Below are 16,368 nucleotides of genomic sequence, written 5' to 3' on the forward strand. Positions count from 1 at the left end.
TGCCTGTCACCCTTTCTTTTTACTCACTGCTACTCCGTCACCAATTGGGAAGATGGTTGTATCATATCCTTCATGATTCATGAGCCACTCGTTATACGTTTTAATTCGTCTAATTAAACCGCGTGTACGTCTATTTTCAATGTGTTCCTTTGTCGTCACAAGACCGTGATATAATACATTATCTGAAATAATGACGCCGCCAGGATTTAATAACGGCTCATATATATCGAAAAAGCGACGATATTGTCCTTTTGCTGCATCAATAAAGATAACATCAAATGTGCCATGTTCTTTTACTTTCTCCCCTGTTTCTAAAGCATCTCCAAAAATAACAGAAATGCGCTCTTTTACTGGGGAACGATTTATATATTCAAGTGCTTTTTCATATCGATCTGCGTTTCGCTCTACTGTCACAATGCTTGAATTTGGAATGGCTTGCATCATGCGGATGCTAGAATATCCAATTGCTGTACCAAGTTCTAATATGCTCTTTGGCCCAATTAAACGCAAAAATTGCAACATAAATTCCATGCCAAGGCGATCCATAATTGGTACGTGATGCTCACGTGCATACTGTTCCATCTCAAGAATGAGCTCATCTTTTGGATCGATAAAAGACAGCAAATATTCACAAACTACATCTTGTTGCTCCATAGATAGTCCTCCTTATCGCATGGAGAAGTAAAAAAGAATATTGTCTCTATGTGGACAGAAAAATACAAGCCCGCTCTATCCTTAGCTTGTACGTCCCGTTTCTATATTAAAAACGATTCTTCTACCAGTTTTTAACCCGGTATATTTTATCATAAAAAAGAGGGATATGCGAATTTTTCTCGCTTCCCTCAAAAAATTTACGATTGCTTTTGTGTAATATATTTTTGTTTTAACGCGTTATGTTCTTCTAATGTCTTAGCGTAGTATACTTGGCCATCCGGTGCCGCCAAGAAATAATAATAGTCTGTTTGTGCAGGTTCAAGTGCTGCCTGTACTGATTTTACACCAGAATTCGAAATTGGTCCAACTGGTAACCCTTTTATAACGTATGTATTATACGGAGAGTTTACTTTTAAATCATCATATAATACACGCTCTTTATGTTTACCTAATGCATATAACACTGTTGGATCTGTTTGCAAAGGCATTCCTTTCGCTAAACGATTATAGAACACGCTTGCAATTTTTTGACGATCTGTATAACCTGTTGCTTCTTCTTCAATAAGTGAAGATAAAGTTAATAATTGATGAACATCCCACTTTTTCTCTTTCATCTTCTGCTCATTTTCAACAATGAGCTTGTTTGTTTTCTCTAACATTGAAATAATAATTTCTTCTAACGTTAGGTCCTTTTTATAAAAAGAATACGTTGCTGGATATAAATATCCTTCCAATGGATATTTAATATTTGCATCAAAAATTTTATTTGTTAATAAAACAGGGTATTTCTGTTGTAATTTTTGTACAAACGCTTTATCGTTTAGTTGGCGAACAACATCTTCTTTATTCCATTTCAATTCCTTTGCAATTGTATCTGCAATTTCAACAACTTGTGCGCCTTCTTTAACTGTCACTTTATAAACAACTGGGCGATGTACATTACCTGATGACATTTGTCCCATTATTTCCTCTACATTCATCGATGGGTTTAACAAATATGTACCGGCTTGTAAATTTTTTGATTTCATTTTTGCATAAAAACTAAATATAGTCCCGTTTTTCACAATTCCTTTGTCTTCCAAAATCTCTCCAATCTTACTTGTAGAAGAACCTTTTGGAATTTCCACTTCAATTTCCTGTTTACTTGCTGTATTTAGTGGTTTTAAAGCTGATGTAACATACGCATATGCACCACCGCACACAACAAGCAATGCAATGAAAATGACCGCAACTACTCGTATTCGTTTTTTTGTTTTCCTTTGATCCACTACCGTACTTCCTCCTTACTCCCAATTATAGACTGCACGGGCCTACCCTATACAAAATCTACGGAATATTAAAAAACATGTCTACCGTTAGACATGTTTTTTCTTTTTTCTACAATCTGTACTATTATACTACAAAGAACGGTATGCTTTCGATAAAAAAATCTTTCATTTACCTTACAAATCAAACAAACTGATTTCAATATGAAATCAGTTTGTTTGTACTTACCATATTACTCTTCTTCGCCTTCTTCTTCATCAGCAAGAGTGTTAAACATTTCTTGTACCATTTCCCACTCTTCTTCTGATTCGATTGGAAGTAATGTACCGCCAGACTCATCGTCATTTTGCTCGTAAGCCATAGCATCGTAAATTGGGTCTCCATCTTCGTCAACTTCACCGATTGGTGAGAATACTACGTAAGATTTTTTACCAAATTTCTCAGCATCAAAAGTGAAAATAATTTCACATAGATGTTCGTTACCTTTTTCGTCAACAATTGTAATTTGATTTTCTTCCATTATGGTCACCTCTTATTTGCTATCTAAATATCCTTGTAAAATCACGACAGCTGCCATTTTATCAATGACTTGCTTTCGTTTTTTTCGGCTCACATCTGCCGAAATGAGCAGGCGCTCTGCTGCCATTGTTGACAAGCGTTCGTCCCACAGTACAACTTCTAATTGCACAAGCTCATGCAATTTTTCTGCAAATTGCTGACAAGCTTCGCCGCGCGGACCGATTGTTCCATTCATGTTCTTTGGCAATCCTACTACTATCTTGTCCACATTGTACTGTTTTACTAATTCAGAAATACGATTAAAACCAAATTCTCCTCTTTCTTCGTTAATTTTAATCGTTTCTAAACCTTGCGCCGTCCAGCCCATCTCATCGCTTATTGCAACACCAACTGTTTTTGTACCAACATCTAAACCTAATATACGCATAAACTACTCCTCACGATGATGTTTCAAGTAAGACTTTACGAGCTCCTCAATCAATTCATCACGTTCTAGCTTACGAATAATATTGCGAGCATCTTTATGACGAGGTATGTATGCCGGATCGCCGCTTAATAAATAACCGACGATTTGATTAATCGGATTGTATCCTTTTTCTTGAAGTGCATCATACACAGTTAATAGTACGTCATTGACATGGACATTTTGTTTTTCTTCTTGGAAGTTAAACTTCATCGTTTTATCGAATCCGTCCATTTTAAGCACCTCACTTTACTAGGTATAGGGAGAAAGATATTCCTTCTCCCTACTATTGTACACTACTATCTCTTTATTTTGAAACAGATTTAACGTACTCTTCTACAAATACAAGTGCATCCTCTACTTGTGCTGGGTTTTTACCGCCAGCTTGTGCCATATCAGGACGACCACCGCCGCCACCGCCGCAGCGAGATGCCACTTCTTTCACAAGTTTACCAGCATGGTATCCTTTTTCAATTAAATCTTTCGTTACACCAGCAAGAATGTTAACTTTATCATCATTTACAGCTGTAAGTACGATAACTGCGGATTGTAATTTATTCTTTAAATCATCCATCATCGTACGTAAGTTGTTCATATCTGCAACATTAACTTTTGTCGCAAGTACATTTACACCATCAATTGTACGCACTGCATCTGTTAAGTTACCAGCTTCAATGTTACTTAGTTTTGCTGCAAGAGATTCGTTTTCTTTTTGCAGTTGTTTTACTTCAGTAAATAAGCCATCCACTCTTGTTAAAATGTCTTTCGGATTTGTTTTCATTTTGTTTGCTGCTTCTTTTAATAAACTTACTTGTTCGTTCATTAATTCATATGCAGCTTTTCCTGTTACTGCTTCAATACGACGCGTTCCTGCTCCAATACCAGATTCAGCAACGATTTTGAAAATACCGATAGATGCTGTGTTATCTACGTGGCAACCGCCGCAAAGCTCTAAGCTATAATCACCTACTTGTACAACACGTACAACATCTCCGTATTTTTCACCGAATAGGGCCATTGCACCCATCGCTTTTGCTTCTTCAATTGCTTTTTGAGAAATATCTACTGTGATACTTTCCCAAATTTTCTCGTTTACAATACGCTCAATTTTTTCAAGTTCATCAGCTTGTACTTGACCAAAATGAGAGAAGTCGAAACGTAAACGTTCTGATGTTACTAGAGATCCCGCTTGGTTTACATGTCCACCAAGAACATCTTTTAATGCTTGATGCAGAAGATGAGTTGCTGTATGGTTCTTCACTACCTCCCCACGGTTTTTCGTATCAATTACCGTTTTTACTGCCGCATCTTTCGTTAATGTTCCTTCTTCTACAACTACTTTGTGTAAGTTTTGACCATTTGGCGCTTTTTGCACATCTTTTACAAGTACTTTTACGCCATCAGCAAAAATGTAACCACGGTCCGCAATTTGACCACCGCTCTCAGCATAGAATGGTGTTACATCTAACATTAATTGTCCTTCTTCACCAACTTGCAGGCTATCTGTGAACTCACCATTCTTCACAAGTGCAACAACATTACTTTCTGTCCCAACTGTATTGTAACCAACAAATTCGCTCGCTACTTTAATTTCACCAAGAACGCCGCCTTGTACTTGCATAGAATCAACATCTTGACGAGCTGCACGTGCGCGCTCACGTTGTTTTTCCATTTCTGCTTCAAAACCTTCATGATCAACTGTCATGCCAGCTTCTTCTGCATATTCTTCTGTTAACTCAACCGGGAATCCGTATGTGTCATATAGACGGAACGCGTCTTCGCCAGAAATAACAGTTGATTTTTCTTCTTTTGCTTTTCCAATCACTTCAGCTAAAATTGCCTCGCCGTCATGAAGTGTTTCATGGAAACGCTCCTCTTCATTTTTCACAACGCGTGCAATGAAATCTTTCTTTTCCAGAACCTCTGGATAGAAGTCTTTCATTACTTCACCAACTACTGGTACTAATTCGTACATAAATGGACGGTTAACGTTTAATTTCTTTGCATAACGTACAGCGCGGCGTAATAAACGACGTAATACATAACCTCGACCTTCGTTAGAAGGAAGCGCTCCGTCTCCAACTGCAAATGTTACTGTACGAATATGGTCAGCGATTACTTTAAATGCTGTATCTTGTTCATGGTTACCAGCACGGTATTTTTCACCAGAAATAACTTCTGTTGCACCGATAATTGGCATAAATAAGTCTGTGTCAAAGTTCGTTGGCACGTTTTGTACAACAGATGCCATACGCTCAAGACCCATCCCTGTATCAATGTTTTTCTTTGGAAGCGGCGTATATGTACCGTCAGGGTTATGGTTAAATTGTGAGAATACAAGGTTCCATACTTCTAAATAACGCTCATTTTCTCCGCCTGGATATAATTCTGGATCGCTAAAATCATTACCGTAAGCTTCTCCGCGATCGTAGAAAATTTCTGTGTTCGGTCCACTTGGGCCTTCACCGATATCCCAAAAGTTTTCTTCTAAGCGAATAATGCGCTCTTTTGGTACACCCATTTTTTCATGCCAAATCATAAATGCTTCTTCATCTTCTGGATGAATGGTAACAGATAGTAATTCTTTATCGAATCCAATCCATTTGTCGCTCGTTAAAAACTCCCAAGCCCATGTAATTGCTTCTTCTTTGAAGTAATCACCAATTGAGAAGTTTCCTAACATTTCAAAGAATGTATGGTGACGAGCTGTTTTTCCTACGTTTTCAATATCGTTTGTACGAATTGATTTTTGCGCATTTGTAATGCGTGGGTTTTGCGGAATTACGCGGCCATCAAAATATTTTTTCAGCGTTGCAACACCACTGTTAATCCATAAAAGAGATGGATCTTCATGCGGAACTAATGATGCACTCGGTTCTACTGCATGTCCTTTTTCCTGGAAAAAATCTAAAAACATTTGACGAATTTGTGCGCCTGTTAAGTGTTTCATATGTATTTCCTCCTTCATTAAAATCAATTAAAGTGAAACTTTGATAAGTGGGAGGCTTCTTCCTCCACTGATCATTAGCCCTCACCAATCGGGCTTTTACGGGCAGTTATCCCCCACCTATCTCCTTCGCATTTTCTTAATCTTGAGGTGGGGGATTACTGCTCGTTAATGCGGGATAAAAAACAAAAAACTCCCGTCCCCTATAACAGGGACGAGAGTTGACTCGCGTTACCACCCTGATTATGAAATAAAAAGCGGAAGTGTCTCATTTTTAGACACGACGGCTAAATTGCATATCATAACAATATGCATATATTTCATCACCTCAAGTTGCCGTAACGTGGCAAGACGGCAGGAATTAGCTGCTCTCAGGAATAGCGTTCTGTTACCCTTCATTTGAAGCTTCTTACAGCCTAAGGAAGCCTCTCTCTGCAAAATGGACTGTAACATACTCGTTCCGTCATCAATTTAACATATACTATATGCCCAAATTGTAGCGAATCCATTTCTATTTGTCAATGTTTCCAAAATGGCTTAGTATGCACAATGATCGTACGAAGAATTGCTAGAAGGGGAACGGATAATAAAAGCCCGACAATGCCGCCAACTTCTCCCCCAACAAGTAGCGCAAGCATAATAACAACTGGGTGCATCCGCAGCGATCTTCCCACAATATACGGAGATAGTATATTACTCTCAACAAATTGTAAAATCGCAAGCGCAATGCCAGCTTTAATGACTAAATTCGTCGATACTGTTGCAGCAATCATTAATGTTGGAATCGCTCCTAAAATAGGGCCGAAATACGGGATAATGTCAGTAACTCCAACAATAATTCCTAAAAGCAGTGGATATTTCATCCCGATAAACCAAAAGGCTAGTGCAGAAACCCCACCCAAAATTAAACAAACAAATAATTGGCCGCGAATATAATTTCCAAGAGACTTATCAATTTCTTTTGCTAACTGTTGCCCATCCTTACGCCATTTAACTGGTACAATATTCCAAAAAATGCGGTAAAACTCTGCGTAGTCTTTCAATATATAAAATACGATAAATGGAATTAAAAAAATAATAAGAAGCGAATCAAGTATTCCTCTTGCTGTACTCATTACTTTATTTAAAAGCGCTTGTATCTTCCCTTCAATCCCTGTAAATGTTTGCTTCACTTTCTCATTCACGAACTCAGGAAAATTTTCAGTTTGCTCTGTTACTCCATCCGTCCACATTTCATACATATTTACAATTTGTGGGAATTGTTCGTTCATTTCTTGGAGCTGTGCAATAACGGCTGGTGTCCCTTTATACACACCGTATCCAAGGCCCCCAAAGAAAAGAATGTAAATGAATAAAATGGCAATTGTACGCGGCATACCTTTTTCATGCAATTTTTCAATAAGCGGGTGCAGCAAATAAGCAACAAAGCAAGCGATGAGAAATGGTGTAATAGCAACCTTAAACACAAATAAAATCGGTGCCCAAAGCGGCTTAATTTTCAAAAAGACAAGTAAACATAAAAAAATCAGCAATAATAATCCTAACCGATAGATCCAAATAATTTTAAGATTCTTCAACAGAAAAACCTCCTCTATTTCTTAGTTTGAAAAGAAATAGAGAAGGTTATGTGTAAAAATTAAAAAACCTTGCCGCGTTGCAATATTTTTGTAGGTATTCTTATTGTTTTGTAGAAGAATACATATACTTAAAATAACAAGCACCATTTCATGCGCTATTACGCATGAATGGGCAGTAATATCCCAATTCGTTCCACAAAGTTAGGGGGAATACGATGGTTTGGTTGATGCTAGGTCTTTCCGCACTTTGTATGCTATTAGAATGGGTATGTATTTGTCTTGGCATTTGGAAGGGATTTTTCATTCCCTCTTCAAATCAAGAACGTGCCAGGCATCTCTGGCATTATGGCATTTTAGGACTTGGCTGCTACGGACTTTCCCATCTCTTCTCCCAAATCGGACTGTTTTATCTCTATACAAGTACATATTGAACTACCCCACCTACCGTTTCCGCTTGAGACGGGGGTCTTCTCGCCAGATATGATAAAAGCTCCCTAAAATTAGGAAGCTTTTTCGCATGTATAATGTGAATTATAAATAGGACCGAAGCATTTTACGTGCTCTTTTCATATTTCGTCTTGAAAATACATCTTGCTTACGTGCATATTGATATGCTGCTGCCCCTATACCTAATGCAATTAATGATGAACGCAATTTCAAAGTTAACACTCTCCTTATTAGCCGATTGTTCGTTCATTCTCATCAAACAAATCATCTAAAGAACTTAATGAACCATCTTCTTCGACTTGATGTGTATGAATTTTCCCCTTTGAAATCGATAATTCAATAAAACAGTTCCAGCAATAATATTGATTCACACCGATTTTTCCAATATCTTTCCCTTTACAGTTTGGACAACTAAACATATGGCGTTCATCTCCTTACAATCTCCCGTATTCTATTACGCCATTATGTCCAAACTGTATATGTTTATACACGAGAAGAACTGCATTACACTATATAATTTCACCTCATCACATAAAATCATACGGTGAAATGTTTTCCACATCGAGACCTTCCGCAGTTATAACCTCAGTTACTTCTGTCTTTCCTTGCAGGCGGTTGCATAATGTAGTTTGACGAAGCGCGTCATCAAGGCGACTTACGCCAGATTGAAACGCCGATTCTTCGCCGCAAATAATTAAAAACTTTTTACTGCGTGTAATCCCTGTATAAATTAAATTACGGCGCAACATACGATAATAACTTTTCACAACAGGCATGATTACAATTGGAAATTCGCTTCCTTGTGATTTATGGATCGAACAGCAATATGCGTGTGTAATTTGATTTAAATCTGCTTTTGTATAGGTCACTTCGATACCGTCAAAAGAAACAACAACCATATCTTGTTGTTCCACGTTTTCTTTCGCATAAAACACCGACACAATCTCACCAATATCACCGTTAAACACTTGACTTTCCGGTTGATTGACAAGTTGAAGCACTTTATCTCCAGTCCTATACACAACTTCGCCATATGCGATTTCTTTTCTTTTTTCTTTTTTCGGATTAAATACTTCTTGCAGCGCTTCATTTAACGTATTAATACCCGCCGGTCCCTTGTACATCGGAGCTAACACTTGTACATCTCGCGCACTAAATCCTTTTGTTTTTGCGTTTTCGCACACTTGCTTCACAACATCTACAATTTGAGTTCCTGTACATGCAATAAACGAACGATCTTTCTTGTTTTGCGTTACATCAGAAGGTAGTACACCTTTTTTAATCGCATGAGCAAGCTGAATGACAGATGAATCTTCTGCTTGTCTATAGATTTCCGTAAGCTTTACCGTCGGAATAACGCCTGCTTCTAATAAATCTTTCAACACTTGTCCAGGACCAACAGATGGCAATTGATCTTCATCTCCAACGATGATGACCTGAATCGTAGATGGCAATGATTTGAACAATTGATTCGCAAGCCAAATATCAACCATGGAAAATTCATCAATAATGAGTAGTTTCCCTTTAACAGGATCGTGCTCATTACGTTGAAACGATCCTTCCGGTGTCCATCCAAGCAAACGATGGATCGTACAAGCAGGCAATCCTGTTGATTCACTCATACGCTTTGCCGCTCTTCCTGTCGGTGCTGTTAATAAAATAGGGAACGGATTGTCATCACTATAATCCTTCGGGTCTAATGATAAACCGTGAAGAGAAGCATACATTTCAACAATCCCTTTAATAACAGTCGTCTTTCCTGTACCAGGTCCACCTGTTAAAATCATCATTGGCTTATGAAGAGCTGTTTGAATACCTTCTTGCTGAAGCGGTGCGTATTGCACGCCAAGTTGTTCTTCAATTTTTCCGAGTGTTAACAACAGCTCTGATTCAGGAAAGGAAGGAAGTTCTTCTTGGCCAAGTAAACGATTAATGGAGGCTACAACACCTTTTTCAGAATAGTACAAGGAGGCTAAATATACACGCTCATCTTCTATAATAATTTTACCTTCTCCTTGCATCATTTCCGCACATTGCAAAACATCTTCTTCTGTAACAGCCATTTCCTGGTTATTTAATAACTCCATTGTTTGCTGCACTAACTGCTCTCTTTTCATATATACATGACCTTCTTGCAGCGACACGTGCTCTAATGTATAAAAGCATCCTGCTCGTACACGATCAGCATGATTACCAGAGATACCAAGCGCTCGTCCAATATCATCAGCCCGACCAAAACCAATACCATCTACCTCTTCAATAAGTTGATACGGATTATTGCGAATGACTTCCAGTGTCATTTCTTTATACTGTTGATAAATTTTAATAGAAAGCTTCGTTCCAAATCCATAACCGTTTAGAAAGCTCATTACTTTTTCAAGACCTTGATGTTCAATAATCGTCTCGTATATTTCCTGTGCTTTTTGCTTATTTACAATTCCGTCCAAAGCTGCGGGATCATCCATAATTTTTGAAATCGCATGTTCACCAAGATGATCAACAATCTTTTCAGCTGTTCGTTTCCCGATTCCTTTAAATAAATCACTCGCTAAATATTGCACCATTCCTGTTTTTGTTTGCGGCAATTCTTTTTTAAACGTTTCAATATGATATTGTTTCCCGTACTTTGGATGATCTTTAAAGTGACCCGTTAATGTAAACACTTCATCTTCATGCATTCGGGGAAAATGACCTGTTATCATGACCTTTTTTTCGTCATATGTTTCATTCGTTTCAATAATTTTCATACTGACAACGGAATAGAGGTTTTCTTCGTTGTGGAAAATGGTATGAAGAACTTGCGCTTTTATAAACTTTTGCTCTTCCTCAAACAAATCCATTGCATGTTGATTTCCCATTTTGCCCCCTCCTTCCATTTTATGCGTCTTGCTCTAGTAAACGAATGCCATTACCTGCTAAAAAGTGATCTGGCTGAATCGCTACAGCTTTCTTAAACATCGCAAGCGCCTTCTCACGATTTTCTTCAAACGCATACACAACACCTAAATTGTAATATGCATCTGCATGTTCTTCATCAAGCGCTACAACTTGTTCAAAATAAGGTTTTGCTTCTTTTACATGCTCTAGACGCGCAAAGCATAATCCGCATTGGAAAATGGCTTCAACATCATTTCCATCTAACTCAGCTGCACGTTGGAAGAACGGCAGTGCTAAACGGTCGTTTCCAAGCTGCACATATGTAATGCCAAGCATAAACGATACATCTCCTGTCTGTAGCCCCGCTTGCATCGCCTTCTCAAACGCTTCTTTCGCCTCTGCAAAAAGTTCTTGCTGATAATATATATTTCCTAATCCATAGTATGCTGTAGCAGATTTCTCATCTAATTCAATCGCACGTTTATAAAAAGCAATGGCACGCTCACTGTCTCCTAATGCATCTAATAAATTTGCAAAGTTAATATAACCAAGTGCATCTTTTGGATTTTCCTCAATCGCCTCAGTAAAATTCTTTGCTGCTTCTTCCCAGTTTCCTTCTTGCATATATTGAATGCCTGTTTCAAGCTTGTTTGACATTTATCCTTCACCTCTACAACAAATTATAACAAAGAATCCATTTTCCGAGCGAACAAAAATTCGCGTTTATCCCGCATTAACGGGCAGTAATACTCCCACCTCAAGATTTGGCGAAAGCAAAGAAGTTAGGTGGGAGATAAACTGCCCGTAAAAGCCCGATTGGTGAGGGCTGATAATCAACGGGGGATAAAGCCCCCCCACTGATTAAAGTTTCACTTTATCTAAAAAGAAACCTCTGACCGATACAAGGCAGAGGTTCTTCTTTCTTATCCTAAATAATCAAGTTTCTTACCATTACAATATACGTCATCAATTGTCGCACCGCCTAAGCACTCATCTCCATCATAAAAAACAACTGCTTGTCCTGGCGTAATCGCACGAATTGGTTCATCACAAAGAATGCGAATTGTATTCTCATCAACGATTTGAACCGTTACACCGTTATCCGCTTGACGATAGCGGAATTTCGCTGTGCATGCAAATTCTTTTTCTTTCGGCTTATCGCTTACCCAACTTACATTTGTAGCAAATACTTCGTCACCATATAACAGTTCATTATGGAATCCTTGCTCTACATATAAAATGTTTTCTTTCAAGTTCTTCCCAACAGCAAACCATGGATCACCATTGCCGCCAATACCAAGGCCATGACGTTGTCCAATTGTATAATACATTAACCCGTCATGCTTCCCTTTCACTTCACCAGATAATGTTTGCATCTTACCTGGCTGTGCCGGCAAGTAATTGCTTAAAAAGTCTTTAAAGTTACGCTCGCCGATAAAGCAAATACCTGTGCTATCTTTTTTCGCCGCTGTTGCTAAACCAGCTTCCTTCGCCATTTCACGAATTTGCGGCTTCTTTAGCTCACCAAGCGGGAACATTGTTTTTGATAATTGATCTTGACCAAGTTGATTTAAGAAATATGTTTGGTCTTTATTATCATCAACGCCGCGCAGCATTTTATATTCACCATCTATATACGCTACACGTGCATAGTGTCCTGTCGCTACATAATCTGCGCCAAGCGCCATTGCATGTTCTAAAAATGCTTTAAATTTAATTTCTTTATTGCACATTACATCTGGGTTCGGTGTACGACCAGCGCGGTACTCATCTAAAAAGTACGTAAATACTTTTTCCCAATATTGCTTTTCAAAATTGACTGCATAATACGGGATTCCAATTTGGTTACATACTTCAATGACATCGTTATAGTCTTCTGTTGCTGTACATACGCCGTTTTCGTCCGTATCATCCCAGTTTTTCATAAAGATTCCGATTACATCATAGCCTTGTTTCTTTAACAACATTGCTGCTACAGATGAATCGACGCCACCAGACATCCCGATGACAACGCGTGTTTCGTGAGGTAGTTTGTTCATCATGTCACCCCCTATATTCATTTTGTGTTAATCGCTTCACGATCTTCACTGTTTCGTACGCTGCTTTTTCGACTTGTTCTTTCGTATTTCCAAAACCGAAGCTAAAACGTACGGATGAACGTATTTTATCGGATTCTTTTCCGAACATCGCTACAAGCACATGTGACGGATCAATAGAGCCGGCTGTACAAGCAGATCCACTTGAAACTGCAATTCCTGCTAAATCTAAATTCATTAAAAATGACTCAATATGCATTCCTGCAAAACTTACATTTAACACATGTGGTAGGCTATGTTCGAAGCTTCCGTTTACCTCGAAAGTAATGTTTTCGTCTTTAAAGACAGATATTATTATATCTTTAAATCCCTTGTACCGGGCAATTTTTTGCTCACGAGTTTGTTCTGCTAATAAAATAGCTTGCCAAAGCCCAACAATTCCCGGCACATTCTCTGTACCAGCGCGGCGTTTCCGCTCTTGCTCTCCGCCTGTTAATAGCGGTTCAAACTTTACATGCTGTCCTGCATATAAAAAGCCCACACCCTTTGGACCATTAATTTTATGTCCCGAAATTGACAATAGATCAATGCCAAGCTCTTTCACATCAATTGCTGTTAAACCGTACGCTTGTACTGCGTCTGTATGAAAGTAAGCGCTATGTTCTTTTAATAGAGCACCAATTTCTGCTACTGGTTGCACTGTACCAACTTCATTATTTCCAAACATAATAGAGACAAGAATCGTTTGCTCTGTTAATGCCGCTTGCAAATCTGAAATGCGAATACGCCCTGTTTCATCAACAGGTAAATACGTCACTTCAAACCCTTCCCGTTCTAGCACATTACACGTATGCAAAATCGCATGATGCTCAATTGCTGTCGTAATAATATGATTTCCTTTTTTACGATTCGCACGAGCTACGCCTAAAAGTGCTAAATTATCAGCCTCTGTACCGCCGCTTGTAAAAATAATTTCATTTGGATTTGCATGAATGCTGCGCGCACACGCACGTCTTGCTTCATCCACTGCATGACGGCCTTGGCGCCCAAAGAAATGGATGCTTGACGGGTTACCAAATGCTTCTGTCATATATGGAATCATCTTTTCGACTACTTCTGGGTGAGCCGGAGATGTCGCAGCATGATCTAAGTAAATGCGTTCCATAATATCTCCTTCTTTCCAAATCGTTACACACGGAATTAGATATAAAACATATAACCGCCGTTGTTTTCTTCTTCATAGCGTACTAAATCTTCTAACGTTGTACTATCAAGAACTTCTTGCACCGCATCACGAACACGTATCCAAAGCTGACGCTGTGCTGGTTCTTCTTCATCCAACATTTCTACTACGTTAATCGGACCTTCTAATACGCGGATTACATCACCTGCCGTAATGTTAATCGGTTGGTCTGATAATACATAACCACCATATGCACCGCGTGTACTTTTTACAAGACGAGCATTACGAAGCGGAGAAATTAATTGCTCTAAATAATGCTCAGATAAATCGTGCGCCTGCGCAATCGATTTTAATGAAATCGGACCTTCTCCAAACTTTTTCGCAAGATCGATCATAATTGTTAAACCGTAACGGCCTTTTGTTGAGATTTTCATATATGTAGCACCTCTTTTCAAGTCTTTCGCTTCTACTTGGTTTGTTATTCTTTTATTTAATAGGAAAAACACTCTCTGAAATCAAAATCCTTTGAAATTATAGCATAATATAGTATGATAAGGAATTTCAACTTTTCTAACAGAAATGATAACATATAAATATACCAAATAACTCGGAATTTATATAAATACAAATTGAAAACCGGCAGAAAAGCATTTTTTTAAATTGGTCGAGAGGGACTGGTTATGTATAGGAGCGGTCAGGACCTTTTCCTGCCACATGCAAAGTTTGAAAACAAAGAAAGACAGCAAGGTGTAGGCCCATTTTTATCTTCATGGCAGTAATCTATATGCCGAAAAATGAAAATAACTTTCTATAGGTAATAAGGGACATATTTTCGCTGGAATAATGCCCCTTATCAAGCTTCTAAATTAAATATATGGCTGAGTAGTTACAATGAATTTATATATAACAGGAACAGTCACTTAAGGAGAGAGAACATATGAAACAACCACTCGCACATCGAATGCGTCCGACCAATATTACAGAAGTGATCGGACAGGAACATTTAGTGGGCGAAGGCAAAATTTTATGGCGGATGGTACAAGCAAAGCATCTACAATCAATGATTTTATACGGACCTCCCGGAACAGGAAAAACATCAATCGCAAGCGCCATTGCCGGCAGCATCGGTATGCCTTTTCGTCTATTAAATGCCGTTACTCATAATAAAAAAGATATGGAAGTTGTTGTCCAAGAGGCCAAAATGCATCGTCATCTCATCTTAATTTTAGATGAGGTGCATCGGTTAGATAAAGGAAAACAAGATTTCCTGCTTCCTCACCTAGAAAGCGGGCTCATTACATTAATTGGGGCAACGACAAGCAATCCATTTCACGCGATTAATTCCGCTATTCGGAGCCGTTGTCAAATTTTTGAACTACACGCTTTAACAGAAGAAAACCTTTTACAAGGATTAAAACGCGCTTTAACAGATAAGGAAAAAGGGCTAGGAGAATATAACATAATCGTAACCGATGAAGCTCTGCGTCACTTTGCAAACGCAAATGGCGGTGATATGCGCTCTGCTTATAATGCACTTGAACTTGCTGTCTTATCTAGCTTTTCAACAAATGAAGAAACAGTAGAAATCTCACTTGAAATCGCTGAAGAATGTTTACAAAAGAAAAGCTTTGTACACGACAAAGGCGGCGACGCTCATTACGATGTATTATCGGCTTTCCAAAAATCAGTGCGCGGAAGTGATGTGAATGCCGCTCTTCATTATTTAGCTCGCCTTATTGAAGCTGGTGACATGCAAAGCATTGGCAGACGATTACTGATTATGGCATACGAAGATGTTGGACTTGCAAACCCTCAGGCTGGGCCTCGTACACTTGCAGCCATCGAATCCGCAGAACGCGTCGGCTTTCCAGAAGCTCGCATTCCACTAGCAAATGCGGTCATTGAACTATGCTTATCACCGAAATCAAATTCAGCATATAAAGCGCTCGATGCAGCACTTCACGACTTACGAAATGGACAAACAGGTGATGTTCCAGCTCATTTAAAAGATAGTCACTATAAAGGTGCCGAATCGCTCGGCAGAGGAATTGGCTACCTCTATCCGCACGATTATCCAAATGGATGGGTTCAGCAACAATACTTACCGGATAAAATAAAAAACAAGCAATACTATAAACCAAAAACGACTGGTAAATTCGAGCAAGCACTTGCTACTGTATACGAACGACTGCAACATTCGCATCAAAGTAAATCAAAATGATAATGTTACTATTCAAATAAGAGATTAGGAAACCTTAACGAAAAAGGTTTCCTAATCTCTATGGATGTATAAGCCATTCATAAATGTTTCAAAATCTACTATAGCTGTATTGATTATTAATCTTATATTCTTTTACTTTTATCAGGCAATAATATAAAGAGGGTATCTTCAAAACCAT

General features: G+C 38.5%; 16 protein-coding genes and 1 other annotated feature. Of the genes, 2 read left to right on the top strand and 14 right to left on the bottom strand.

What is annotated here, in order from left to right:
- Positions 1-6: 6 nt before the first annotated feature.
- The 7 genes from BM350_RS04845 to BM350_RS04875 all read right to left on the bottom strand — a co-directional run bounded on the left by BM350_RS04845 (position 7) and on the right by BM350_RS04875 (position 7,444).
- Entirely contained in the window at positions 7-654 is a 648-nt protein-coding gene (locus BM350_RS04845; RefSeq protein ID WP_090916804.1) for an O-methyltransferase, read from the bottom strand.
- Between the two features lie 197 nt (positions 655-851).
- Positions 852-1,922 carry an endolytic transglycosylase MltG gene (gene mltG, locus BM350_RS04850; RefSeq protein ID WP_090916806.1) on the bottom strand — a complete coding sequence of 357 codons (1,071 nt, stop codon included), beginning with the start codon at positions 1,920-1,922 and terminating at the stop codon, positions 852-854.
- Positions 1,923-2,152: 230 nt separating this feature from the next.
- Positions 2,153-2,440 carry a DUF1292 domain-containing protein gene (locus tag BM350_RS04855; RefSeq protein ID WP_090916807.1) on the bottom strand — a complete coding sequence of 96 codons (288 nt, stop codon included), beginning with the start codon at positions 2,438-2,440 and terminating at the stop codon, positions 2,153-2,155.
- A gap of 12 nt (positions 2,441-2,452) precedes the next feature.
- Positions 2,453-2,866, bottom strand: coding sequence for a Holliday junction resolvase RuvX (gene ruvX, locus BM350_RS04860; protein ID WP_090916809.1), 414 nt, complete (start codon positions 2,864-2,866; stop codon positions 2,453-2,455).
- Positions 2,867-2,869: 3 nt separating this feature from the next.
- On the bottom strand, positions 2,870-3,136 hold the full coding sequence (locus tag BM350_RS04865) for an IreB family regulatory phosphoprotein (protein ID WP_035434175.1): 267 nt from the start codon (positions 3,134-3,136) through the stop codon (positions 2,870-2,872).
- Positions 3,137-3,209: 73 nt separating this feature from the next.
- A complete protein-coding gene (gene alaS / locus BM350_RS04870) occupies positions 3,210-5,852 on the bottom strand; it encodes an alanine--tRNA ligase (protein ID WP_090916811.1) in 2,643 nt (880 codons plus the stop codon).
- 204 nt (positions 5,853-6,056) lie between these two features.
- Positions 6,057-6,325 (bottom strand) — a binding site (T-box leader).
- Between the two features lie 42 nt (positions 6,326-6,367).
- Entirely contained in the window at positions 6,368-7,444 is a 1,077-nt protein-coding gene (locus BM350_RS04875) for an AI-2E family transporter (protein WP_170857657.1), read from the bottom strand.
- A 197-nt stretch (positions 7,445-7,641) separates the two neighbouring features.
- Here BM350_RS04875 and BM350_RS04880 point away from each other — a divergent pair, with 197 nt between their 5' ends.
- Entirely contained in the window at positions 7,642-7,857 is a 216-nt protein-coding gene (locus tag BM350_RS04880) for a hypothetical protein (protein ID WP_090916814.1), read from the top strand.
- Between the two features lie 100 nt (positions 7,858-7,957).
- Here BM350_RS04880 and BM350_RS04885 read toward each other — a convergent pair whose 3' ends face one another.
- From BM350_RS04885 to BM350_RS04915, 7 genes are all read right to left on the bottom strand, one after another.
- Positions 7,958-8,086, bottom strand: a complete 129-nt coding sequence (locus BM350_RS04885) for a YrzQ family protein (protein WP_090916815.1) — start codon at positions 8,084-8,086, stop codon at positions 7,958-7,960.
- Positions 8,087-8,103: 17 nt separating this feature from the next.
- Positions 8,104-8,292: a hypothetical protein gene (locus BM350_RS04890; RefSeq protein ID WP_020060848.1), complete on the bottom strand. Its 189-nt coding sequence runs from the start codon at positions 8,290-8,292 to the stop codon at positions 8,104-8,106.
- Positions 8,293-8,400: 108 nt separating this feature from the next.
- Positions 8,401-10,731, bottom strand: coding sequence for an SF1B family DNA helicase RecD2 (locus BM350_RS04895; RefSeq protein ID WP_090916818.1), 2,331 nt, complete (start codon positions 10,729-10,731; stop codon positions 8,401-8,403).
- 19 nt (positions 10,732-10,750) lie between these two features.
- Positions 10,751-11,407, bottom strand: coding sequence for a tetratricopeptide repeat protein (locus BM350_RS04900; RefSeq protein WP_090916820.1), 657 nt, complete (start codon positions 11,405-11,407; stop codon positions 10,751-10,753).
- A 266-nt stretch (positions 11,408-11,673) separates the two neighbouring features.
- On the bottom strand, positions 11,674-12,789 hold the full coding sequence (gene mnmA, locus BM350_RS04905) for a tRNA 2-thiouridine(34) synthase MnmA (protein ID WP_090916822.1): 1,116 nt from the start codon (positions 12,787-12,789) through the stop codon (positions 11,674-11,676).
- Positions 12,790-12,793: 4 nt separating this feature from the next.
- Entirely contained in the window at positions 12,794-13,951 is a 1,158-nt protein-coding gene (locus tag BM350_RS04910; RefSeq protein WP_090916824.1) for a cysteine desulfurase family protein, read from the bottom strand.
- A gap of 35 nt (positions 13,952-13,986) precedes the next feature.
- Positions 13,987-14,403 carry a cysteine metabolism transcriptional regulator CymR gene (locus BM350_RS04915; RefSeq protein ID WP_090916825.1) on the bottom strand — a complete coding sequence of 139 codons (417 nt, stop codon included), beginning with the start codon at positions 14,401-14,403 and terminating at the stop codon, positions 13,987-13,989.
- A 503-nt stretch (positions 14,404-14,906) separates the two neighbouring features.
- On the opposite strand from BM350_RS04915, the gene BM350_RS04920 reads away from it, so the two are divergent.
- On the top strand, positions 14,907-16,190 hold the full coding sequence (locus tag BM350_RS04920; RefSeq protein WP_090916827.1) for a replication-associated recombination protein A: 1,284 nt from the start codon (positions 14,907-14,909) through the stop codon (positions 16,188-16,190).
- Positions 16,191-16,368: the final 178 nt, after the last annotated feature.

Source organism: Bacillus sp. 103mf (genome assembly GCF_900116295.1).
GTDB lineage: Bacteria > Bacillota > Bacilli > Bacillales > Bacillaceae_G > Bacillus_A > Bacillus_A bruguierae.

Bases quoted from the DNA above. Each gene is read 5' to 3' on its own strand.
- ruvX (WP_090916809.1), bottom strand. From the start codon at position 2,866: ATGCGTATATTAGGTTTAGATGTTGGTACAAAAACAGTTGGTGTTGCA.
- BM350_RS04895 (WP_090916818.1), bottom strand. From the start codon at position 10,731: ATGGGAAATCAACATGCAATGGATTTGTTTGAGGAAGAGCAAAAGTTT.
- BM350_RS04855 (WP_090916807.1), bottom strand. From the start codon at position 2,440: ATGGAAGAAAATCAAATTACAATTGTTGACGAAAAAGGTAACGAACAT.
- alaS (WP_090916811.1), bottom strand. From the start codon at position 5,852: ATGAAACACTTAACAGGCGCACAAATTCGTCAAATGTTTTTAGATTTT.
- BM350_RS04920 (WP_090916827.1), top strand. From the start codon at position 14,907: ATGAAACAACCACTCGCACATCGAATGCGTCCGACCAATATTACAGAA.
- BM350_RS04900 (WP_090916820.1), bottom strand. From the start codon at position 11,407: ATGTCAAACAAGCTTGAAACAGGCATTCAATATATGCAAGAAGGAAAC.
- BM350_RS04910 (WP_090916824.1), bottom strand. From the start codon at position 13,951: ATGGAACGCATTTACTTAGATCATGCTGCGACATCTCCGGCTCACCCA.
- BM350_RS04915 (WP_090916825.1), bottom strand. From the start codon at position 14,403: ATGAAAATCTCAACAAAAGGCCGTTACGGTTTAACAATTATGATCGAT.
- BM350_RS04890 (WP_020060848.1), bottom strand. From the start codon at position 8,292: ATGTTTAGTTGTCCAAACTGTAAAGGGAAAGATATTGGAAAAATCGGT.
- BM350_RS04880 (WP_090916814.1), top strand. From the start codon at position 7,642: ATGGTTTGGTTGATGCTAGGTCTTTCCGCACTTTGTATGCTATTAGAA.
- mnmA (WP_090916822.1), bottom strand. From the start codon at position 12,789: ATGAACAAACTACCTCACGAAACACGCGTTGTCATCGGGATGTCTGGT.
- BM350_RS04845 (WP_090916804.1), bottom strand. From the start codon at position 654: ATGGAGCAACAAGATGTAGTTTGTGAATATTTGCTGTCTTTTATCGAT.
- BM350_RS04865 (WP_035434175.1), bottom strand. From the start codon at position 3,136: ATGGACGGATTCGATAAAACGATGAAGTTTAACTTCCAAGAAGAAAAA.